Raw genomic sequence first — 20,676 nt, forward strand, 5'->3', positions numbered from 1 at the left:
GGGAGTTTTAGGAGACGAGTATGCAACGTTTTTCTGGTTTCGGGCTGATTAGCCACGGACTGAGTTATCACGAAAACTGGCAGCGCATGTGGCGCAATCCCACGCCGAAAAAGTCCTACGACGTGATCATCATCGGCGGGGGCGGGCATGGCTTAGGGACGGCTTATTACCTGGCAAAAGAGTTTGGTATCCGCAATGTAGCAGTGATCGAGAAAGGCTGGCTGGGCGGCGGTAACACCGCGCGTAATACCACCATCGTGCGCTCGAACTATCTGTGGGATGAAGCTGCCGCACTGTTCGAGCATTCCGTGAAATTGTGGGAAGGGCTGACACAGGAGCTGAACTACAACGTGATGTTCTCGCAGCGTGGCGTGTTGAATCTTGGACACACCCTGCAGGACATGCGTGATATCCAGCGCCGCGTCAACGCCAACCGCCTGAATGGCATTGACGGTGAAGTGCTGGATACTCGCGGGGTACAGGATCTTGAACCGCTGCTGGATTGCTCTGCTCGCGCACGTTTTCCGATCATGGGCGCTTCCTGGCAACCGCGCGGCGGTGTGGCGCGCCATGATGCGGTGGCGTGGGGCTTTGCTCGCGGCGCAGATGCGCATGGCGTGGATATCCTGCAACAGACCGAAGTCACCGGCATGATGATCCGTGATGGCCAGATTTACGGCGTGCACACCAATCGCGGTGATATCGAAGCGAAGACGGTGGGCTGTGTGGTGGCGGGTAACTCGGGCGTGCTGGCCAATATGGCCGGTATCAAACTGCCGCTGGAATCTCATCCTTTGCAGGCGCTGGTCTCCGAACCGCTCAAACCGGTGGTGAACACGGTCGTCATGTCGAACCACGTACACGGTTACATCAGCCAGTCCGATAAAGGCGATCTGGTGATTGGTGCGGGCATTGATGGTTACACCGGTTACGGCCAGCGCGGCAGCTATCCGATTATCGAACACACCCTGCAGGCGATTGTTGAGATGTTCCCGGCCTTCTCGCGCGTGCGCATGAACCGCCAGTGGGGCGGCATTGTAGATACCACGCCAGATGCCAGCCCGATCATCTCGAAAACCAAGGTGAACGGCCTCTACTTCAACTGCGGCTGGGGCACCGGCGGCTTCAAAGCGACACCGGGATCGGCGCATGTGTTTGCCGCCAGTCTGGCTAAACGTGAGATGCATCCTCTGGCGGCACCGTTCTCTATTGACCGTTTCCACACCGGTGCTCTGGTGGATGAGCACGGCGCTGCAGCCGTTGCGCACTGATTATTGTTCGGGAGAAAGACAACATGTTTCATATTTATTGCCCGTGGTGCCAGGAGCATCGCGAAGAAGAAGAGTTTCATGCCAAAGGCCCGGCACATCTGGCGCGCCCTAAGGATCCGGAAGCCTGCAGTGACGAAGAGTGGGGCGACTATTTGTTCTTCCGTGATAATCCACGCGGCGTGCATCACGAACTCTGGGTGCACGCGGTGGGTTGCCGAAAATTCTTTAATATCACGCGCAATACCGTGACCTACGAGATCCTGGAAACCTACAAAATCGGTGAGCAGCCAGGCAAAAACGTGCAGGCAGAAGTGGTGACCTTACCGGTGCGCCAGGAAGCACGAGAAGCGGCCAATGAGAACGTAAAAGTGCAGGCCGGAGGCGCATCATGAGCCAGGTCAATCGCCTCAAACAGGGCGGTCGCATCGATCGCAGCCGCAAAATCACTTTCACTTTCAATGGCAAAACGCTGGAAGGTTTTGTCGGGGACACCCTGGCATCAGCGCTGATCGCCAACGGCATTGATGTGGTCAATCGCAGCTTCAAATACTCCCGTCCACGCGGCATCGTTGCGGCTGGCGCGGAAGAGCCTAATGCAGTGGTACAGCTCGGTGGCGCAGAGCAGGAACAGATCCCCAACGTGCGTGCCACTCAGCAAGCGCTTTATCAGGGGCTGGAAGCCGTCAGCACCAACGGCTGGCCGAATGTCGATCGCGATTTGATGGGCGTAGTAGGCAAAATCGGTGGGCGTTTTATGCCGCCAGGTTTCTACTACAAAACCTTTAAACAGCCGGCATCGATGTGGAAAACCTACGAAAAATACATTCGTAAAGGGGCCGGTCTGGGTCGCAGCCCAACCGTCGCCGATCCCGATATTTATGATCACTTCAATCAGCACTGCGATGTGCTGGTGATTGGCGCTGGTCCAGCCGGACTGGCTGCGGCGCTGGCCGCAGGGCGCAGTGGGGTGCGCGTGATCCTGGTGGATGAGCAGGAAGAGATGGGCGGCAGTCTGCTGGATAGCCGCGAAATCATTGATGAGAAAGGTGCCGCGCTGTGGGCCCGCGATGTGCTGCAAACCTTGCAGGCGCTGGACAATGTGCAGCTGCTGGCAAAAACCACCGCCAACGGCTATCACGATCACAACTTTGTCACGCTGCTAGAGCGTCGCACCGATCACCTGTCGATCACTGCGCCAGTTATCAAGGGGCACAAACAGGCGCGTCAACGTATGCACCGGTTACGTGCCGGGCGGGTGGTGCTGGCCACCGGCGCGCATGAGCGTCCATTGGTGTACAGCGGCAACGACATTCCCGGTAACTATCTGGCGGGTGCGGTTTCCACCTATATCCATCGCTATGGCGTCGTGCCGGGCAACAAACTGGTGGTCTCCACCAGCAATGATGACGGCTACCGTGCAGCGCTGGACTGGCTGGATAGCGGGCGTGAAGTGGTGGCAATTGCCGATGCGCGTCTGAGTCCGGACGGCGAGTTGGTGAAACAGGCGCGTCTCAAAGGCATCACCATCATGACCGGCAGCGCGGTAATCGAAGCGCAAGGCGCAACACGCGTGCGCAGTGTCGATATCGCCCGCATCAACAGTGAGAGCTTTGTGGTGGTTGGTAGCGCCACGCGTCTGGTGTGCGACACCGTCGCCAGCTCGGGTGGCTACAGTCCGGTCATCCATCTCGCATCACATACCGGCGGGCGCCCGCAGTGGCGTGACGATATCCTCGGTTTTGTGGCGCCCCAGGTAAAAGGGATGAGGGTAGTGGGAGGCGCGCAGGGCATCTATAGCTTGCCTGACGTGCTCAGCAGCGGTTTCGAGGCGGGAAAACGTGCTGCTGAAGAAACCGGAGGCACACCGCAACCGATGGCGCTGCCGCAAACACGGGCGCGTCGCGATGGCCCGGCGCTGGCGCTGTATCAGGTGCCGCACATGAAAACCACCATGCGCGCACCGAAACAGTTTGTCGATTTGCAGAATGACGTAACGGCCGCTTCCATTGAGCTGGCTACGCGTGAAGGCTTTGAATCGATTGAACATATCAAACGTTACACTGTCATGGGTTTCGGCACTGATCAGGGCAAATTGGGCAATATCAATGGCCTGGCGATTGCGGCGCGGGTATTGAATCACAGCATTCCTGAAGTTGGCACCACCATGTTCCGCCCCAACTACACGCCTGTGGCCTTTGGCGCAGTGACCGGACGCCACTGCAACGAGCTGTTCCAGCCGGAGCGCTATACCGCGTTGCATCAGTGGCACGTGGAAAAGGGTGCGATATTTGAAGATGTCGGGCAGTGGAAGCGCCCCTGGTATTTCCCGCAGCGCGTCAACGGGCAACTGGAGACGATGCATCAGGCGGTGGTACGTGAATGTCGCGCAGTGCGGGAAAGCGTTGGCGTGCTCGATGCCTCAACCCTCGGCAAAATCGATATTCAGGGGCCGGATGCGCGTGAATTCCTCGAACGCGTCTACACCAACAAATGGGCCAAACTGCCGGTGGGCCGTGTGCGCTACGGCCTGATGTGTCGCGACGATGGCATGGTGTTTGATGACGGCACCACCAGCTGCCTTGGCCAGAATCACTTCCTGATGACCACCAGCACCGGCAATGCCGCCACCGTGCTGGAGTGGCTGGAACTCTGGCATCAAACCGAGTGGCCGGAACTGCAGGTTTACTTCAACTCGGTCACCGATCACTGGGCCACCATCACTGTCACCGGGCCTAAAGCCCGCGATCTGCTGGCGGAGTTCAGCGATATCGATTTAGCGCGAGACAGCTTTAAGTTCATGGACTGGCGTGAAGGCAAGGTGGCGGATGTTCCGGCTCGCGTGTTCCGCATCTCGTTCACCGGCGAGTTGGCGTATGAAATCAACGTGCAAGCCAACTATGCGTTGCATGTCTGGCAGGTACTGTTCGCGCACGGCAAGAAATACAACCTCACCCCTTATGGGACAGAAACCATGCACGTATTGCGTGCGGAGAAGGGGTTCATTATTGGCGGTCAGGACACCGACGGATCAATGACACCGCACGATCTCGGCATGGAGTGGTGTGTGGGCAACGACAAACCGTTCTCGTGGATCGGCAAACGATCGCACACCCGATCCGATGTGCTGCGCGAGGATCGTAAACAGCTGGTGGGGCTGTTACCGAAAGATCCTAAAGTGGTGCTGGAAGAGGGTGCGCAGGTGGTGTTCGATCCTCAGCACGCGATCCCCGTGCCGATGTATGGCCACGTCACCTCCAGTTACTACAGCCCGACGCTGGACAGCGGCTTTGCCATGGCCGTGGTGACACGCGGACATCACCGCATGGGCGAAACCGTCTGGCTTGCCAGTTCAGACGGTCAATTCACTGAAGCCAAAATTGTTAGCTCCGTGTTTATCGATCCAAAAGGAGAGCGCCAGAATGTCTGAGACCCTCACTGCCAACCTCTTTAATGCACATCCTGTGACGCCGGGGATGGGCGAATCTCCACTGGTGTGGAGCTATATCAAAACGGGTGTTCCCACGGTAGCGGGCGCCTCGGATATCACATTGCGCGAGCGCGCTGACCTCGGTCATCTGACGCTGCGCGGATCGGCTATCGAGTTGGATAAAGCGCTGCGCGCCGTATTGCAGCTCTCTCTACCCGCGCAGCCTTTATCCCTGACGCAAGCCGGTGCATACAGCGCGCAGTGGATGTCACCGGACGAGTGGCTGCTGATTGTGCCGCAGGGTGAAGAGTATGCCATTGAGCAGCAGTTACGCGCTGCGCTCGGCGATGCGCACTACGCAATTGTCAACATTGGCGGCGGGCAAACCTTGCTGGAGTTGCGCGGTGAACAGGCGATCAATCTGCTGAAAAAATCGGTGGTGTATGACGTTCATCCGCAGAATTTCCCGGTAGGTAAAGGTGTGATGACCTGCTTTGCCACCATCACGGTGATCCTGCGTCGCCCAACAGAAGATCGTTGGGAACTGGTGGTGCGCCGCAGTTTTGCGGACTACAGCTATCGCTGGCTGCTGGATGCCGGCGCGGAATATGGCATTAGCGTGCTGTCCTGATAGGACATCGTCGTCAATTTACGCGGTGGCTTGCAAGTCACCGCCATTCGGCTCAGTTGCCAATGATGTGAGGGTCTTTTATGAGTCGTAGTAATGCCAACTGGATTTTGACCGCCCAATGCCCGAGTAAACTGGGCAGCGTGGACGTGGTCACGCGCTTTCTGAAAGAACAGCGTTGTTACATCAATGAGCAGCACAGCTTTGATGACAAATGCGCGCAGCGATTTTTCATCCGAACCGTATTTGAACCGCAGACCGACAACTTTGATGCGGCGGCATTTCGTGATGAATTCAGCACGCGCGCGGCTGACTTTGACATGTCATTCGAACTCACCGAACCCGGCTATAAAGTGCCGGTGGTGATCATGGTGTCGAAAACCGATCACTGTCTCAACGATCTGTTATATCGCCATCGCGCCGGTAAGCTTGCCATTGATATTAAAGCGGTGATCTCTAACCATCCGCTGCTGGAGCCCATCGTGGCCTGGCATGGTTTGCCTTACCACTATTTCCCGGTATCTGCGGCGAATCGTGCGGAACAGGAGCAACAAATCTGGCAGGTGGTACAGGAGACGGGGGCGGAACTGGTGGTGCTGGCGCGTTACATGCAGGTGATGTCGGCGGAGATGTGTCAGAAGCTCTCGGGTCGTGCCATCAACATCCATCACTCCTTGTTACCCGGATTCAAAGGGGCCAGGCCTTATCATCAGGCCTATGACAAGGGCGTAAAACTGGTGGGTGCCACCGCGCACTTCATCAATGAAGATCTCGATGAAGGACCAATCATCAGCCAAAAAGTCGAGGTGGTGAGTCATGCCGATTACGCCGACGATCTGGTGGATAAAGGGCGCGATATCGAGCGCTTAACGCTGGCACATGCGGTCTCGTGTTATGCCGAGCGCAGAGTGTTCCTGTATGAAAATCGCACCGTGGTGTTCTCACGGTAAGGTGCAGTGGAGATGGACAATTATCCGAATCCAGCCACTGACGAACCGGCATTGCCGCTGCGGCCTGACATTCGCATCGGCTTTGTGCTGATCAACAAGTTCACGCTGCACTGCGTGTCAGAACTGATCGAACCCATCCGCTTTGCGGCGGATGTGTCTTTTCTCAGTCGTCAGATTTTCTGTCAGTGGGAGTGGATGAGCTGTGACAATCAGCCTGTAACATCCAGCTGTGGCTTGCAGATTACGCCAACCGCGCCTTTTAACCTGGACGATCAGTGGGATTACGTGGTGTTTGCCGGTGGCCTGCTTGATGAGACGCGCGATTCGCCTGCGTGGCTGCTGGAAGCGATGCGGTCACTTCAGGCGCGGCGTATCCCCATTATTACCCTGTGCAGCGCCACTTTTATGGCTGCTCAGGCGGGTTTGCTGGAAGGCAAGAAGTGTGCGATTCACTTTACGACGCGCGATGAATTTCGTCAGCGCTTCCCTTCGGTGACGCCGGTGATCGATCAAACCTATCTGAGTGACGGCGGGATAATTTCCTGTCCAGTTGGCACCGCGCGCGATTTGGCCATGGATATCATCCTGCAGCATTGTGGTGAATTGCGGGCGAAGAAAGTGCAGAAGTACTTGCTGGTGGAAGAGAGTAAAAAGCGGCAAAGCAGCACAGCACGCTCCAGCATGGGTGGGGAGCTAAAAAACTATGATGATGAGCTGGTAAAGCGCACCGTTGCGTACATGCAGCAGCATCTGTCTTCGCCTGAGCCGTTGCAAACCCTGACGCATGCCATGCAGATTAACCTTCGTCAGCTGAACCAGGCATTTTTACACAGCACCGGTGATACCGCGGCTGTTCACTGGCGCAAAATGCGGCTGGAGCATGCGCGAAAATTAATGACCAGCAGTAATGTGAGTATTAACAGTGTCGCGAAATCATGCGGTTTTTCTGATGCTTCACATCTTATTTCCTGGTTCCGAAAACAGTATGGTGAAACGCCCGCCGATTATCGCAAACGACGGCGGGATGTTGAAAGATTAATTCAACAATCCTCAATTTTTTGATGTAAAGCCCACACGCTATCAATGCGGGGTGGGCTTTATTATTTTCACCACTTATCTGAATTTCAAAGCGTGAGGTTGGGTATAAAGAAAAACATCAATCATGTCCCATTTCACAAAAATAAGAAAAGGATATGAATGAATTGTTAATTAATTATCTTGTTGATTACGCTGATTTTTACGTGGCAGTGGGTGATAAACATTATATTGATGTGAATTTTTATATTATTTCCACTTTGGTGTCAGGTTGACCAACATTGCGTGCTGGTGCAATTATTCCCTTACGAATTCACGGATATACTGTGAGGCTGAAATGAAAGGGTCAACCTGTAATCTGATAGCGCGCACGGCACTCCCGCATAAGGCATATGGAAGGCATCGCGCCAAAGGAAGTGTGAAGAAAATTGATGTGATATTCTGCGCGGTAAGTAATGGCATCATTGAAAATTCCTACATCAAACCGGGTAAAAGTCTGTTGCGTCTCGGCAAAGCGTTGTGGAATTTAATTGCCGCGCCCAATGCAAAAGATGAAGAGAAACGTAAATTCAATTATTAACTCTCCAGAGGGCGCAACTTGCCCTCTCTGTTTATCTCCTGCGAATTAGTCTCATTCCCTCGTTTGGTTTACCGTTCTACGTTGCACGCTGTGCTGTTGAGGTTCCTGGTCTACATTTGGGGTTGATTTCTCTGCCGCAGAAGGGGACTTTAGGTTTGCCCAACTGCAAAATCAAAGGAATAGCAACATGACGAACGCCCTGTGTCAGGCGCTTCAGCTGGAATACCCGCTTATTCAGGCACCGATGGCGGGCGTCTCCACCCCTGAAATGGCCGCCGCCGTCACCAATGCCGGTGCGCTAGGTTCTATCGGTGTGGGGGCCTCCACTCCGGAACAGGCAGCTGTGATGATCGCGCAAACGCAGGCGCTCACCCGAGGCCCCATCAACGTCAACCTCTTTTGCCATGCGCCAGCGGTACGCGACGTTGAACGCGAGCAAGCGTGGATTAATCGCTTTGCGCCGTTGTTTGTGCGTTATGAAGCCGAGTTACCTTCGGCTCTCTCGGAGATCTATCAAACCTTCCTGAATAATGACGCGATGCTCAGTGTGATTGAGCAGGCGGCCCCGGCAGCAGTGAGCTTTCATTTTGGCATCCCTTCCGCGGCAGTGATTCAACGATTCAAGGAGCGTGGGATCGTGTTGCTGGCCACCGCGACCAGTGTGGCAGAAGCATTGACCATCGCGCGCAGCGGCATTGATTTCATCGTGGCGCAGGGGATTGAAGCAGGCGGGCATCGAGGACATTTTGATCCTCAGGCTTTCGACCATCAAATGTCGACCTTCACCCTGGTGCAGGCGATCCGTCAGCAAACTGCGCATCCGGTGATTGCGGCGGGTGGCATCATGGAGGGTTCAGGTATCGCTGCCATGTTGCAACTGGGCGCAAACGGTGTGCAGTTGGGTACCGCCTTTGTGTTATGCCCGGAATCGGCGGCAAACGCGGCATATCGCGCGGCAATGAAACAGGCCAGAGCAACCGGCACCGAACTTACTGCTGCGATTTCTGGACGTCAGGCGCGCTGTTTACGCAATGATTTCTGCGATTTTAGTCGTGACTTCGCCAACAGTGATGTACCGGATTATCCGTTGACCTATTCGCTGGGCAAAGCGCTTGCCGCTGTCGCTGCGGCGAAACAGCACCACGGCTTTGGCGCGCAGTGGGCTGGGCAGGGAGCGGCGCTGGCACGTGAAATGCCTGCGGGTGAGCTGGTCAGGTCGTTAATGCGTGCATAGCCTGCTGTCACTCTCTGTATCTGACCGCGTAATGGCGGTCAGATTTTCGCAAATCAGCTGAACTATTTGGTTAACGATATTAATGTCACCTGATTCGGCAGGTTGAAAGGTGTAGTGCGGAAACGATGCATTGCCAGTTTGAATGTCACATTTTTAAAATTTAGAGACGCTTTAAAGCGACAAGATTTCTCAAATTGATAACCCCGTCATTATTAATCCTTCATCCGCAATTCCTGAGTACGCCAACAACTTTCTTTTATCGGGAACACCCACAAAAAGAAATTTAAGTGTTCAACGATATGTCCACAATCTGTCCATCATTTAGTATTTAAGCCAGGATCAAAACCTTTTATAAAGCTATTCATGGAATGGCGCAGGGTCTTCAATAATGACAACACTGAACAAGAGACAAAGCGGAATTATCGATTATCTTGCGGCTGAAAATGATTGGGTAGCCGCTAATCGTGTTGCGGAATCATTTGCGATCTCAGTGAGCACCTTACGTCGTGATATTGAAGTGATTAATACGTCTCTTGGTGATCAGAATAGCCACATTAAAAGTAAGCCAGGCCTTGGGCTGCGTTATGATGGCGGTTCGCCATTTAATCGTGTCTATGTCAGTGTGACAGGAATAGAGGGTGAGATTTTTACGACCAAGCGTTTAGTAGGCATTGCGACGGATTTATTAACGCAGTCGCCTCAGCCGATTTCCATCAGTGCGTTGGCCGAAAAGTATTACGTGAGTCGCTCTTCCATTGTCGAAGACCTGAAGAAAGTTGAGCTTTGGGTTGCTGGTTTTGCTTTGAGGATGGTGAAAGACCACTCCGGCACGCATCTCTGCGGTGACGACCTGAATATTCGGATGGCGTTAAAAGAGATTATTACTAATAGTGTATTCAGCCACTATCAAATGGTAGATAGCCGCATTGACCGCTTTTCTCGCACAAAATTAGTGGATCAGTTTGGGAAAGTGAATGTCGAAAATTGTACCTCTTTAATTGGCTTTATTGAAAGCGAACTCTCAATAGCCATCAGTGAGCCTTACTACACTAATTTGTTCTCTCATCTGTTGGTCACTATTCAGCGCGTCTCTGGTTTAGCGGAGCAACCCACGATCACAAGCTTTCATCGACACAGTTGTAAAGAGTGGATGATCGCAGAGAAAGCCGTGTCATGGCTGGAACAAGAGTACAATTTACGCCTGCCAGAAATCGAAGTCAGTTATATCTATCAATATATTATTTCATCCGGCCATCATGTATTAAAGGCTGATGCAGGAAATTCATTACCGCAACACAGTGAAGCAGATGAATATGCTAGCAGATTTATCGCTGCCTGCTCGCAGGAGCTCGGTCTCAATCTTATCCTGGACGCAAAACTACGCCGTGATTTGGCTCAGCATATTAAGCCGATGCTCAACCGCCTCGCATATGGCATCGCTATTCATAATCCTCTATTAGAGGACATCAAATTGGAATTTGGCCGCGCGTTTGAAACTGTCAGATGTGCCACGGAAAAACTCAGCGTGAATTTTGATTATCCGGCCACTTCTGACGATGAAGTCGCTTACCTTACGCTTTATATTCAGACTGCGTTAGAGAAATTCAGTGCCTGTAAGAAAATCATTATTGTTTGTTCCAGCGGCGTCGGCACCTCTCAGCTATTAGCCAGCCGTATTAATCGTGCATTCCCTGAGTGGGAAATCGTCGACATTGTGCCTGGAAGCCAGTTAAGTGCCACGTTAGGCATAAAAAACTGCGATCTCATTGTATCAACCATCAAATTAGAAGGCGTTGAGTTACCCATTGCCTATGTCTCAGCGCTTTTTTCAAAAAAAGATATTGCAAGAGTTTCTGAAAAGATAATTTTCACTAAAATTATAAAGGAGAGTGATGATGCTCGATAAGGTGGTAGTCTCAGATATTCTTAGCCGCTCCTGTGTTGTTACCGATTTAGTGGCAGGCAATAAGGTAGAGGTGATCGAGTATCTGTCACAATTGCTATTTGCAGAGAATATTATTAGCGATAAAGCCCTCTTTATTCGCGATGTCCTGGCACGTGAAGAACTTGGCCCAACCGGCTTTGATAATCAGGTTGCCATCCCCCACGGTAAGTCACCAGCCGTGCGCGAAACGCGAATGGCGGTGGCCCAATTACGGCACCCTGTTGACTGGGAAACAGAAGATGAGGTTGCCGTCCGGCTGGTTATTCTGTTTGCCGTCAGAAACGCGGATAGCGGCATCGGGCATATCAAAGTATTAGCCAGTGTATCAGTCGCACTTGGTGATGATGAAATTGTTGAGCAACTTATGCAGGCTGAGAGTCGTGAAGCGTTGTACCGCTTAATTGTCAACAATACCGGATTATAAACTTATCTATCTGGAGTTTTCTCATGAGACTCATTGCAGTTACCGCCTGTCCAACAGGCGTAGCACACACCTATATAGCTGAAGCGAATCTGAAAAAGAGCGCGGCTAAAATGGGCATAGATATCTTAGTGGAAACCCATGGAGCAGTGGAGAGTGAATACCATTTCACTGACGAGGATATTAATAATGCCGACGCGGTGCTGATTGCGGCAGATAAAATGATTGATACCGGAAGGTTTAAAGGAAAGCGTATATTCAAAGTTCCGGTGGCACGTGCGGCCAAGGATGCCACTGGCTTGTTGAATAATATTGTGAACGGTGCACTAAAACCCGAATTAGCCGGGGAGACCTCCTCAGTCAGGATTGATGATGCCCCCAATTTCTCTGGTGGAAAGTCATTAGCCTCTCAACTTTATATCCATCTGATCACCGGCGTGAATCTGATGATCCCCTTTGTGGTGGCCGGCGGAATATTGATTGCACTCAGTTTCTCATTCGGCATCACGGCCGCTACGCCGGGTGATGCGAATTTCAGCCCCATCGCCAAAATGTTATCCGATGTCGGAGGCGGCGCGGCTTTCGCGCTGATGCTGCCGATATTGTCCCTCGGGATCAGCAAATCCATCAGCGGTAACCTCGGTATTGTTTCTGGCGCGGTAGGCGGCATGTTAGCGGTGCATACCGGTGCGGGTTTTTTAGGTGCCTTGTTTGCAGGGTTCCTCGCCGGGTATATCACGTTATTTGTAGTAAAATATATTCAATTGCCAAAAGCACTGGCCGGGCTCAAACCTATTCTGATCGTACCATTATTGACGGTGCTGCTGACCGGAGCACTGATGATTCTGGTTATTGGTCAGCCTATCAAATTGTTGCTAGAGGCATTAACCACCTTCTTGCAAACCATGGGAAATATGAATGCTGCGGTGATGGGCTTAATGATTGGCATCATGGTGGCATTTGATATGGGGGGACCGTTAAATAAAACCGTCTGCATGTTTGCTATCGGATTAATGTCGACCGGAATCTATGAACCCATTGCGGCCTGCATGGCAGCGGGCATGGTTCCTCCAATCGGTATTGCGCTGGCGACCACGTTATTCAAACGTAAATTTACCGCGCAAGAGCGTGAAACCGGAAAAGTCACCTATGTATTAGGGCTCTCATTTATCACCGAGGGGGCCATTCCCTACGCTGTTTCTGATCCTCTGCGTGTGATTCCTGCTATCTGTGCGGGTTCTGGCTTGGCCGGGGCACTTTCGATGGGGCTCGGCTGTGCTTCTCGCGCACCGCACGGTGGGGTGTTCGTGCTGTTTATCCCCAATGTGATTACACATGTATTGGCTTATATCTTCGCAATTGCTGCCGGTGCGTTATTCACGGCAGTGATCCTACGTGTCATCAAAAAAGACGTTAATCAGACCCTGACTGAAGGAGTGAAAGATGTTAATCAACATGAAGAATCTTTTGAGCGTGGCTAAAAATAATAAGTTTGGCGTAGGCGCTTTTAATATCGCTTCAGCAGAATTCGCGCGCCTGGTGATTGAGGTTGCAGAAGAGTTACGTTCCCCCGTGATTCTTGAAGTGCATCCGGTTGAGCATGATTTCTGTGGTGATGCCTTTATTGTTTATTTACGCGAATTAGCCGCCAAAGCCAGCGTGCCGGTGGTTATTCATCAGGATCATGGTCAGTCACTGGAACACAATATCAAAGCGATTCAGACCGGTTATACCTCGGTGATGATTGATGCCTCTTTGCTGGCATTTGAAGACAACATCGCCCTGACGCGAAAAATGACGGAAATAGCGCATGCAGCAGGGGTTTCTGTCGAAGCGGAGTTGGGCACCATCGGTGTTGCTGAAGGCAGTTCAGAAGGGGGGCACAGTGAGATCCTCTATACCGATCCTGACCAGGCCGCGCGATTCGTCAAAGAAACAGGCGTTGATACCCTTGCAGTCGCTATTGGCACCTCACATGGCCTTTATCCTGTGGGCAAACAGCCGAAACTGGATATCCCACGACTCAAAGAGATCGCTGCACGGGTGGATATTCCCCTGGTATTACATGGCGGGTCGGGCAATAAAGACAGTGAAGTGGCAGAAGCTATTCAGCACGGTGTAGGAAAAATTAATATCTCAAGCGATATGAAGAAAGCATTCTTTGTGGCGCTCGAAGATGAGATTAAACGCGGCAGTCATGAACCCAGTGAATTGTTCCTGAAACCGATGGCGGCAGCGAGAGAAGTTGTCGCTCACAAAATGCGCTTATTCTCTTCGGCGGGTAAAGCAGAGCTTTACGCTTGAGCGATGGTAATCAGTGAAGGGTAATGCATCACTCTTCACATTATTCACTAAGGCCGTAGCGAAAGGTACGGCCCCCTCAAATTATTGATGGCAGATGCCTGCCTGCATAACGAAATAAACGGGTTAGGATTTACTTAACCAACACCTCGGTTAATGCTGTTTTGTCTGCTGCGCGTCGCGCGGTATACCTTGCGGGACATCCATTCATCTCCGCAGGCAGACATGAGCACACATACACGCATCCGCAAATTCAACACCAAAGAAACGTACCCTAACCAAAACCTCGACAACGATCTTTGCCAGGCTGTGCGTGCCGGGAATACCGTTTACGTACGCGGTCAGATTGGCACTGACTTCGAGGGCAATCTGATTGGGCTTGGCGATCCGGCTGCACAGGCCGATCAGGCGATGAAAAACGTCAAGCAGCTGCTGGAAGAGGCGGGCAGCGACCTGTCACACATCGTCAAAACCACCACCTATATTATTGACCCGCGTTATCGTGAGCCGGTTTATCAGGTCGTGGGTAAATGGCTGAAGGGTGTGTATCCGATCTCAACCGGACTGGTGATTTCAGGGCTGGGTCAGCCGCAGTGGCTGATGGAAATTGATGTAATCGCGGTTATCCCGGACGACTGGCAGCCACAAGCAGGAGCCTGATCATGACGTTATCAATTGTAGGACGCTGTGCCGAGACCGGTCGTATGGGTATCGCCATTAGCTCATCCAGTATTGCCGTCGGCGCGCGCTGCCCTTGGTTACGCACCCAGGTGGGCGCCGTTTCCACACAGAACATCACCTTACCGGCGCTGGGCCCGCGCATTCTTGACCAGTTGCAGCAGGGAAAATCTGCTCAGGCCGCCTTAGCCGCCGGGCTGGCGTCTGACGAATATCATCAATATCGCCAGGTCACCGTGCTGGCGGCTGATGGGCAAAGTGCCTGCTTCAGCGGAGAAAAAACCTTGGGAGTGAACCATGCGCTGAGTGGTGTGGATTGCGTGGCGGCAGGAAATTTACTCGCCAATCCCGAGGTAATCGTCGCGATGGTAAACGCCTTTGAGCGGAGCGAGGGGCACCTCGCCGATCGCCTGATCTGTGCCATGCAGGCAGGTATGAAGGCGGGAGGTGAGGCCGGGCCAGTACATTCGGCTGCGCTGTCGATAATAGCTGAACCAGTCTGGCCTATTGTTGATCTGCGCGTTGACTGGACCGAGGCCGATCCCATCGAGGAGCTCAACACCCTGTGGCAGGCTTATCAGCCTCAGATGCAGGATTACGTGATCCGCGCATTGGATCCCACCAAAGCCCCCAGCTATGGCGTACCCGGCGACGAGTGATGCAAGGAGCTTCTATGGTGACCAGCCGTACGTTACTGGCTCAGTTGGTGGCCTTTGATACCACCAGCCGTGAGTCCAATCTGGCGCTGATCGATTTTGTCTGGCGCTATCTGACCGATCTGGGTGTGAACTGCGAACTGATTCATAACGCTGAGCGCAGCAAAGCCAATCTTTATGCCAGGCTCGGTCCCGCAGGCAAGGGCGGCGTGATGCTCTCAGGGCACAGCGATGTGGTGCCTGTAGATGGGCAAGCGTGGAGCGTTCCGCCTTTTGCGCTGACCGAGCATGACGGCAAACTCTACGGGCGCGGCACCGCGGATATGAAGGGATTTATCGCCTGTATGCTGTCGGCCGTACCGCATTTTCTGGCACAACCTCTCACTCAGCCGCTGCATCTGGCGATCTCTTATGACGAAGAAGTGGGTTGCCTCGGCGTCAGAACCTTGCTGGATGCGTTAGCGCAGCGCCCGGAAAAGCCGGACATTTGCCTCATCGGCGAACCCACCGAGCTGCAACCGGTTTTAGGCCACAAAGGCAAACTGGGCATGCGATGTGAAGTGCAGGGCGCGGCGTGCCACTCTGCTTATGCGCCACAAGGCGTGAATGCTATCGAGTACGCAGCGAAATTGATTCATCGACTAACCGAGATGGGTGAGCGACTGGCTGCTGCGGAAAATCAGGATGCGCGTTTTGATCCGCCTTATACCACCGTGCAAACCGGCGTGATTCAGGGCGGGCGGGCGCTGAATATTGTGCCTGCAGAATGTAGTTTTGATTTTGAAGTTCGCACCTTACCCAAAGATGATGCGCAACGGGTAGCCGACGAACTGGAGCGTTACGCACAGCGCGACCTGTTGCCCCTTATGCAGGCCGTCAATCGCGACACGTCGATTCGTTTCACATCTATCAGTGGCTATCCCGGTTTATATACTGACGCGGAGAGTCCCGCAGCGCGTTTGATTGCGCACCTGACCGGTACCGACAGCTTTAGCACGGTGGCCTTTGGCACCGAGGGCGGCTTGTTCCATCAGGCTGGTATCCCATGTGTGATCTGCGGTCCTGGCAGTATGGCGCAAGGGCACAAACCCGATGAGTTTATCAGCCTGGAACAGCTGACCGCCTGCGATGCCATGTTGCGGCGGTTAGCGGAGTGGATGTGTCTATGAAGTGACATTGTCACTCATTGCACGTGCTTATTGAGCCGCACCCTTCAGTTATCTCGTTCTTGTTTTCATCAATCACACACCAGGCTGAAGGGCGCGGTTATCAGGCCGCGCCCAGCCAATTTGCCTGCTTTAACTTTTCCAAACACCAGCTTCAGGAAGCACTAACCGCATGATGCACGCATTCACCGTATGCTGGTGGTAAGCAAAGATAGCCCGTTTCTGGAGAGTCCATGGTCAGTGCAGAAGTCACCCCGTTCCCGCAGCCCGATGTGCTGCATCCTGTAGCCCACAAAGCCAACGTTGCCGTGCAACTGGATGGCGTACTTAAACGCTTTGGCGATGCCATAGCGCTACACAAAATTTCATTAACCATCGAAGAGGGTGAGTTTATTACGCTGCTCGGCCCATCAGGCTGTGGCAAAACCACACTGTTAAACCTGATGGCAGGCTTTGCCGAAGCAGATGGCGGCGAGATCTTTATTGATGGCGATCTGGTCACCGAGATCCCTCCTTACCAGCGTGAAATCGGTATCGTCTTCCAGAACTACGCACTGTTCCCGCATATGACCGTGGAGAAGAATGTTGGCTATGGTTTGCGTATGCGCGGTGTGCCCAAGGCGGAAATCGCTGAGCGTGTAGAACAGGCATTAGCGCTGGTTAAACTGGCGGGCTACGGTCAGCGTAAGCCGCGTGAACTTTCTGGTGGGCAGCAGCAGCGTGTTGCCCTGGCGCGCGCTCTGGTGATTCGCCCGAAAGTGCTGCTGCTGGATGAGCCGTTTTCCGCACTCGATAAAAATCTGCGTTTATCGATGCAGGTTGAGTTAAAAGCTATTCAGCGCAAACTCGGCGTCACCACGGTATTTGTCACCCACGATCAGGGCGAAGCGCTGAGCATGAGTGACCGGGTAGTGGTGATGTCTGCTGGACACGTTCGCCAGATTGGTACCCCGGATGACATCTATCGCCGTCCGCAGGATCCTTTTGTCGCGGGATTTGTCGGCGATGTGAATATCTTGCCAGGCCATTACGCTGGCCGCGACAGCACCGCCGTTATTGAGCTAGGTGGCAATAAACTGCGCCTGCCGGCAGAGCGAGTAAATGCCCATGTGGGCGAACGTCTTGATGTCTACATGCGCCCAGAAAACCTGCAACTGGCACCGCTGAGCCCCCACTCCCTGTTCAGTGCCACGGTGATTACCCATGTTTTCCAGGGTGATCATGTGGATGTACATCTTGATGCACCAGCATTGGGCAGCGCGGCGTTATTTGCGCGCCAATCGGGACTCGATTCCCTGACTCGCTGGCCGGTTGGCAGTGTGGTGGGCGTGAGCGTTGATGATGAAGGTGTTTGTGCGTTTAGCGCGGCGAAGCAAGGATAATCGATGTTACCTGAAATGATGAACGCCGTAATAGCACGCCAGCCCGGCGGTCCTGAAGTACTGGCATCAGTCAGCCGTCCAGTGCCGCAACCGGCGGCTGGAGAAGTGTTGATTCGCGTCAGCTGTGCCGGCGTTAATCGCCCGGATATTATGCAGCGTAACGGTATGCCGCTACCGCCAGGCACCACCGATATTCTCGGGCTGGAAGTCTCAGGCACCGTGGTCGCACTCGGCGCGGGGGTCGAATACCCGGCGGTCGGGAGCGCCGTCATGGCGTTACTCAACGGTGGCGGATACGCCGACTATTGTGTCGCGCGTGCCGAACTCTGCCTGATCGTCCCGCATACCTTGCCGCTGGATCATGCCGCTGGCGTGCCGGAAGCCGCATTTACCGTCTGGCATAACCTGTTTGAGCTGGGCCGTCTGCAACCGGGGGAAACGGTATTCATCCATGGTGCTGCCAGCGGCGTCGGGACCTTTGCGATTCAATGCGCTCAGGCGTGCGGAGCAAAGGTATTCGCCACCGCAGGCGGTGCCGATAAAATCGCCGCGCTACAGCAACTCGGTGTTTGTCGTGCCATTGACCGACATCACGAAGACTTTGTTTCCGTTATTGAGGATGAAACCCAGGGCCGCGGTGTGGATGTGGTGCTGGATAACGTAGGCGGCGATTACGTGGCGCGCAACCTCAGCGCTCTGGCACCAGGCGGACGCCACGTGAGTTTGTCGTTTATGCAGGGGGCGAAAGTTGAGCTCGACTTACAGCTGGTGATGCGCAAAGGGTTAAGCCTGACGTCATCCACCTTGCGTCCCAAAAGCGCCGCAGAGAAAGCACGGCTGGCGCAAAACATCAGCAAACACCTGTTGCCACTGATGGCGAGCGGAAAGATTTCCCCGATCATTCATACGACACTACCGCTGGCACAGGCCGCCGACGCCCATCGCATTCTTGAAGCCAACGCCAACATTGGCAAAGTTCTGCTGCAGGTGGCGTCATGATGCAACTCTTCTACGCCAGCACCTCGGCGTATGTGCGTAAAGTCATGGTCTGTGCGCAGGTGCTGGGGTTAGCTGACGCGATCGCGTGGCTGGATTCGGCGGCACATCCTGTCGAACGGGATGAACGCATCGCGGCATTTAATCCTCTGGCGAAAGTGCCCGCATTGCGAACCCATCATGGACTTTGTCTGTATGACAGCCGCGTCATTTGTGAATATCTGAACACGCTGTCACAAGGCGCGCTGTTCCCCGCAACCGGGGATGCACGCTGGCAAAGCCTGACAAGACAGTCATTGGGCGATGGCTTAATCGATGCCGCTTTATTGGCACGCTATGAATTTAGCGCGCGTCCGGAAGAGAAACAGTGGCAAAACTGGGCCGACGCGCAGTTAAAAAAAGTCACCGCCGCTCTGGCAGAAATCGAACGACAGGTTTCGCAATTCAGCCCGCAGCCTGATGATATTGGTTTGATTGCGATTGGCTGTGCACTGGGCTATCTCGATTTTCGTTTCGCAACGCTTAACTGGCGTGATAGCTATCCGCTGACTGCCGCATGGTTCGCCGGTTTTGATGCTCATCCGGCAATGGCCGCAACGCGTCCGCACGTTTAATCAGGAGTTTTCATGTCACAGCAAATCTATTTTCTGAATGGACCCAATGCCAATTTGTACGGCCTGGATAAAAACGGCACCTACGGCAGCGAAAGTTTTGTCAGCATCGGTGAACGTTGCCAGCGCCGCGCAGCATCACATGGCGTGGAATTGCACTTTCGTCAAAGTAACCATGAGGGCGTACTGGTCGACTGGATTCAGGAAGCGCGACAAAACGCCGCTGGGCTGATCATCAATGCCGCCGGTTTGACCTACAGCTCAGTGCCAATTCTGGATGCATTGCTGATGTTTGATGGCCCGATCATCGAAGCGCACATGAGCAATATCTGGAAGCGTGAGCCGTTCCGCCATCACTCCATGGTGTCAAAAGCGGCAACCGGTGTGATTGCTGGACTCGGCGTGTTGGGCTACGAACTGGCCATTGATGCGGTGGTTACGCTAATTAAGGCGGATGTGGCATGACAACTCTGGTGTTTTACAGCGAGTTTGACAGTTTCTCCGAGTGGTCAGCACTGCTGGCCCCACATCTCCCCGGTGTCACAATTTGCCGAGCAGAGGAGGTTTTGGACGCCAATGACGTGCATTTCGCGCTGGCGTGGAAACCGCCGCACGGTTTTTTTGCCCCGTACCGCAATCTTAAGCTGTTGGTGAATCTCGGTGCGGGTGTTGATTCGCTGGTAGGTCGCGATGACCTGCCGGATATCCCGATTATCCGCCTGTCCGATCCTGATATGGCCAGGATGATGGCTGGCTATGTGCTGTTCGCGGTGCTGCGCTATGCGCGCGACATCCCGGCATTTGAACGGGCGCAACGCCAGCGGCGCTGGCACTACCTTCATCCTCGGGTGCCATCAAGCGTACGGGTTGGCGTGATGGGTTTGGGAGAGTTGGGGGCTTTTGCGGCGCAGGAATTAGCACGGCAGGGGTTTGCTGTGCGCGGCTGGTCACGCTCACAAAAAACCATTGCCGGTATTGAATGCAGCAGCGGGCTGGCATCGCTGGATGATTTCCTCAATCAGAGCGACATTTTGGTCGTGATGTTGCCATTAACGCCGAGTACCACCGGTTTGCTCAGCCAACAACGGCTGGCGCAACTGCCAAAGGGGGCGGCTTTTATTAATGTGTCTCGCGGCGCGATTGTTGATCAGGCTGCGCTGACCTGCGCGCTGCAATCGGGAGATATTGCCCAAGCCACGCTGGATGTGTTTGACCGCGAACCGTTGCCGCCGGAAGATCCGCTGTGGCGTATGGAGAATGTGTTAATTACCCCCCATCTGGCCTCGGTCGCCATTCCGGCCAGCGCAGCGTTACAGGTTGCTGAAAATATTCAGCGTGCTGCGCGAGGGGAAGCGGTATCCAATCAGGTGTTCCCGGAACGCGGTTACTAAGCGG

General features: G+C 53.8%; 20 protein-coding genes. All 20 read left to right on the forward strand.

Features of this window, described 5'->3' with window-relative positions; translation table 11 throughout:
* Window positions 1-20: 20 nt before the first annotated feature.
* The 20 genes from AC1MDE_RS00825 (at window position 21) to AC1MDE_RS00920 (ending at window position 20,672) form a co-directional block, all read left to right on the forward strand.
* Complete coding sequence (locus tag AC1MDE_RS00825; RefSeq protein ID WP_058961359.1) at window positions 21-1,271, forward strand: sarcosine oxidase subunit beta family protein; 1,251 nt, start codon at window positions 21-23, stop codon at window positions 1,269-1,271.
* Between the two features lie 23 nt (window positions 1,272-1,294).
* The gene (locus AC1MDE_RS00830; protein ID WP_034824015.1) at window positions 1,295-1,663 is read left to right on the forward strand and encodes a sarcosine oxidase subunit delta; all 369 of its coding nucleotides are present in this window, start codon (window positions 1,295-1,297) and stop codon (window positions 1,661-1,663) included.
* Window positions 1,660-4,698: a sarcosine oxidase subunit alpha family protein gene (locus tag AC1MDE_RS00835; RefSeq protein ID WP_479400142.1), complete on the forward strand. Its 3,039-nt coding sequence runs from the start codon at window positions 1,660-1,662 to the stop codon at window positions 4,696-4,698. The genes AC1MDE_RS00830 and AC1MDE_RS00835 overlap by 4 nt, the downstream gene beginning before the upstream one ends.
* Window positions 4,691-5,329: a sarcosine oxidase subunit gamma gene (locus AC1MDE_RS00840; protein WP_479400140.1), complete on the forward strand. Its 639-nt coding sequence runs from the start codon at window positions 4,691-4,693 to the stop codon at window positions 5,327-5,329. The genes AC1MDE_RS00835 and AC1MDE_RS00840 overlap by 8 nt, the downstream gene beginning before the upstream one ends.
* An 80-nt stretch (window positions 5,330-5,409) precedes the next feature.
* On the forward strand, window positions 5,410-6,276 hold the full coding sequence (purU, locus tag AC1MDE_RS00845) for a formyltetrahydrofolate deformylase (protein ID WP_479400138.1): 867 nt from the start codon (window positions 5,410-5,412) through the stop codon (window positions 6,274-6,276).
* Window positions 6,277-6,288: 12 nt separating this feature from the next.
* Window positions 6,289-7,338 (forward strand): GlxA family transcriptional regulator, encoded by a 1,050-nt coding sequence (locus AC1MDE_RS00850; RefSeq protein WP_479400136.1) that lies wholly within the window; start codon window positions 6,289-6,291, stop codon window positions 7,336-7,338.
* 310 nt (window positions 7,339-7,648) lie between these two features.
* Window positions 7,649-7,891, forward strand: a complete 243-nt coding sequence (locus tag AC1MDE_RS00855) for a hypothetical protein (RefSeq protein WP_153012315.1) — start codon at window positions 7,649-7,651, stop codon at window positions 7,889-7,891.
* A 187-nt stretch (window positions 7,892-8,078) separates the two neighbouring features.
* A complete protein-coding gene (locus tag AC1MDE_RS00860) occupies window positions 8,079-9,125 on the forward strand; it encodes an NAD(P)H-dependent flavin oxidoreductase (protein WP_058961364.1) in 1,047 nt (348 codons plus the stop codon).
* Between the two features lie 388 nt (window positions 9,126-9,513).
* Window positions 9,514-11,031, forward strand: coding sequence for a BglG family transcription antiterminator (locus AC1MDE_RS00865; protein WP_058961365.1), 1,518 nt, complete (start codon window positions 9,514-9,516; stop codon window positions 11,029-11,031).
* The gene (locus AC1MDE_RS00870; protein WP_236699770.1) at window positions 11,018-11,494 is read left to right on the forward strand and encodes a PTS sugar transporter subunit IIA; all 477 of its coding nucleotides are present in this window, start codon (window positions 11,018-11,020) and stop codon (window positions 11,492-11,494) included. The genes AC1MDE_RS00865 and AC1MDE_RS00870 overlap by 14 nt, the downstream gene beginning before the upstream one ends.
* A gap of 23 nt (window positions 11,495-11,517) precedes the next feature.
* Entirely contained in the window at window positions 11,518-12,972 is a 1,455-nt protein-coding gene (locus tag AC1MDE_RS00875; protein ID WP_480344120.1) for a PTS fructose transporter subunit IIC, read from the forward strand.
* On the forward strand, window positions 12,935-13,795 hold the full coding sequence (locus AC1MDE_RS00880; protein ID WP_058961368.1) for a ketose-bisphosphate aldolase: 861 nt from the start codon (window positions 12,935-12,937) through the stop codon (window positions 13,793-13,795). The genes AC1MDE_RS00875 and AC1MDE_RS00880 overlap by 38 nt, the downstream gene beginning before the upstream one ends.
* Before the next feature lie 222 nt (window positions 13,796-14,017).
* Window positions 14,018-14,452, forward strand: a complete 435-nt coding sequence (locus tag AC1MDE_RS00885) for a RidA family protein (protein WP_045815588.1) — start codon at window positions 14,018-14,020, stop codon at window positions 14,450-14,452.
* Window positions 14,453-14,454: 2 nt separating this feature from the next.
* Window positions 14,455-15,129, forward strand: a complete 675-nt coding sequence (locus AC1MDE_RS00890) for a DUF1028 domain-containing protein (protein ID WP_480344121.1) — start codon at window positions 14,455-14,457, stop codon at window positions 15,127-15,129.
* A 14-nt stretch (window positions 15,130-15,143) separates the two neighbouring features.
* Window positions 15,144-16,295, forward strand: a complete 1,152-nt coding sequence (gene argE / locus AC1MDE_RS00895; RefSeq protein ID WP_480344122.1) for an acetylornithine deacetylase — start codon at window positions 15,144-15,146, stop codon at window positions 16,293-16,295.
* A gap of 230 nt (window positions 16,296-16,525) precedes the next feature.
* Window positions 16,526-17,674: an ABC transporter ATP-binding protein gene (locus AC1MDE_RS00900; RefSeq protein WP_166934642.1), complete on the forward strand. Its 1,149-nt coding sequence runs from the start codon at window positions 16,526-16,528 to the stop codon at window positions 17,672-17,674.
* A gap of 3 nt (window positions 17,675-17,677) precedes the next feature.
* Window positions 17,678-18,673: an NAD(P)H-quinone oxidoreductase gene (locus AC1MDE_RS00905; protein WP_480344123.1), complete on the forward strand. Its 996-nt coding sequence runs from the start codon at window positions 17,678-17,680 to the stop codon at window positions 18,671-18,673.
* Entirely contained in the window at window positions 18,670-19,284 is a 615-nt protein-coding gene (locus AC1MDE_RS00910) for a glutathione S-transferase (RefSeq protein WP_058961373.1), read from the forward strand. The genes AC1MDE_RS00905 and AC1MDE_RS00910 overlap by 4 nt, the downstream gene beginning before the upstream one ends.
* 12 nt (window positions 19,285-19,296) lie before the next feature.
* Window positions 19,297-19,746 (forward strand): type II 3-dehydroquinate dehydratase, encoded by a 450-nt coding sequence (locus AC1MDE_RS00915; RefSeq protein ID WP_058961374.1) that lies wholly within the window; start codon window positions 19,297-19,299, stop codon window positions 19,744-19,746.
* Window positions 19,743-20,672 carry a 2-hydroxyacid dehydrogenase gene (locus tag AC1MDE_RS00920; RefSeq protein ID WP_058961375.1) on the forward strand — a complete coding sequence of 310 codons (930 nt, stop codon included), beginning with the start codon at window positions 19,743-19,745 and terminating at the stop codon, window positions 20,670-20,672. The genes AC1MDE_RS00915 and AC1MDE_RS00920 overlap by 4 nt, the downstream gene beginning before the upstream one ends.
* Window positions 20,673-20,676: the final 4 nt, after the last annotated feature.

The organism is Pantoea folii (assembly GCF_056678875.1).

What these genes read in the sequence shown, in the direction of transcription:
- AC1MDE_RS00825 (WP_058961359.1), top strand. Translation starts at nt 21, where the DNA reads ATGCAACGTTTTTCTGGTTTCGGGCTGATTAGCCACGGACTGAGTTAT.
- AC1MDE_RS00830 (WP_034824015.1), top strand. Translation starts at nt 1,295, where the DNA reads ATGTTTCATATTTATTGCCCGTGGTGCCAGGAGCATCGCGAAGAAGAA.
- AC1MDE_RS00835 (WP_479400142.1), top strand. Translation starts at nt 1,660, where the DNA reads ATGAGCCAGGTCAATCGCCTCAAACAGGGCGGTCGCATCGATCGCAGC.
- AC1MDE_RS00840 (WP_479400140.1), top strand. Translation starts at nt 4,691, where the DNA reads ATGTCTGAGACCCTCACTGCCAACCTCTTTAATGCACATCCTGTGACG.
- purU (WP_479400138.1), top strand. Translation starts at nt 5,410, where the DNA reads ATGAGTCGTAGTAATGCCAACTGGATTTTGACCGCCCAATGCCCGAGT.
- AC1MDE_RS00850 (WP_479400136.1), top strand. Translation starts at nt 6,289, where the DNA reads ATGGACAATTATCCGAATCCAGCCACTGACGAACCGGCATTGCCGCTG.
- AC1MDE_RS00855 (WP_153012315.1), top strand. Translation starts at nt 7,649, where the DNA reads ATGAAAGGGTCAACCTGTAATCTGATAGCGCGCACGGCACTCCCGCAT.
- AC1MDE_RS00860 (WP_058961364.1), top strand. Translation starts at nt 8,079, where the DNA reads ATGACGAACGCCCTGTGTCAGGCGCTTCAGCTGGAATACCCGCTTATT.
- AC1MDE_RS00865 (WP_058961365.1), top strand. Translation starts at nt 9,514, where the DNA reads ATGACAACACTGAACAAGAGACAAAGCGGAATTATCGATTATCTTGCG.
- AC1MDE_RS00870 (WP_236699770.1), top strand. Translation starts at nt 11,018, where the DNA reads ATGATGCTCGATAAGGTGGTAGTCTCAGATATTCTTAGCCGCTCCTGT.
- AC1MDE_RS00875 (WP_480344120.1), top strand. Translation starts at nt 11,518, where the DNA reads ATGAGACTCATTGCAGTTACCGCCTGTCCAACAGGCGTAGCACACACC.
- AC1MDE_RS00880 (WP_058961368.1), top strand. Translation starts at nt 12,935, where the DNA reads ATGTTAATCAACATGAAGAATCTTTTGAGCGTGGCTAAAAATAATAAG.
- AC1MDE_RS00885 (WP_045815588.1), top strand. Translation starts at nt 14,018, where the DNA reads ATGAGCACACATACACGCATCCGCAAATTCAACACCAAAGAAACGTAC.
- AC1MDE_RS00890 (WP_480344121.1), top strand. Translation starts at nt 14,455, where the DNA reads ATGACGTTATCAATTGTAGGACGCTGTGCCGAGACCGGTCGTATGGGT.
- argE (WP_480344122.1), top strand. Translation starts at nt 15,144, where the DNA reads ATGGTGACCAGCCGTACGTTACTGGCTCAGTTGGTGGCCTTTGATACC.
- AC1MDE_RS00900 (WP_166934642.1), top strand. Translation starts at nt 16,526, where the DNA reads ATGGTCAGTGCAGAAGTCACCCCGTTCCCGCAGCCCGATGTGCTGCAT.
- AC1MDE_RS00905 (WP_480344123.1), top strand. Translation starts at nt 17,678, where the DNA reads ATGTTACCTGAAATGATGAACGCCGTAATAGCACGCCAGCCCGGCGGT.
- AC1MDE_RS00910 (WP_058961373.1), top strand. Translation starts at nt 18,670, where the DNA reads ATGATGCAACTCTTCTACGCCAGCACCTCGGCGTATGTGCGTAAAGTC.
- AC1MDE_RS00915 (WP_058961374.1), top strand. Translation starts at nt 19,297, where the DNA reads ATGTCACAGCAAATCTATTTTCTGAATGGACCCAATGCCAATTTGTAC.
- AC1MDE_RS00920 (WP_058961375.1), top strand. Translation starts at nt 19,743, where the DNA reads ATGACAACTCTGGTGTTTTACAGCGAGTTTGACAGTTTCTCCGAGTGG.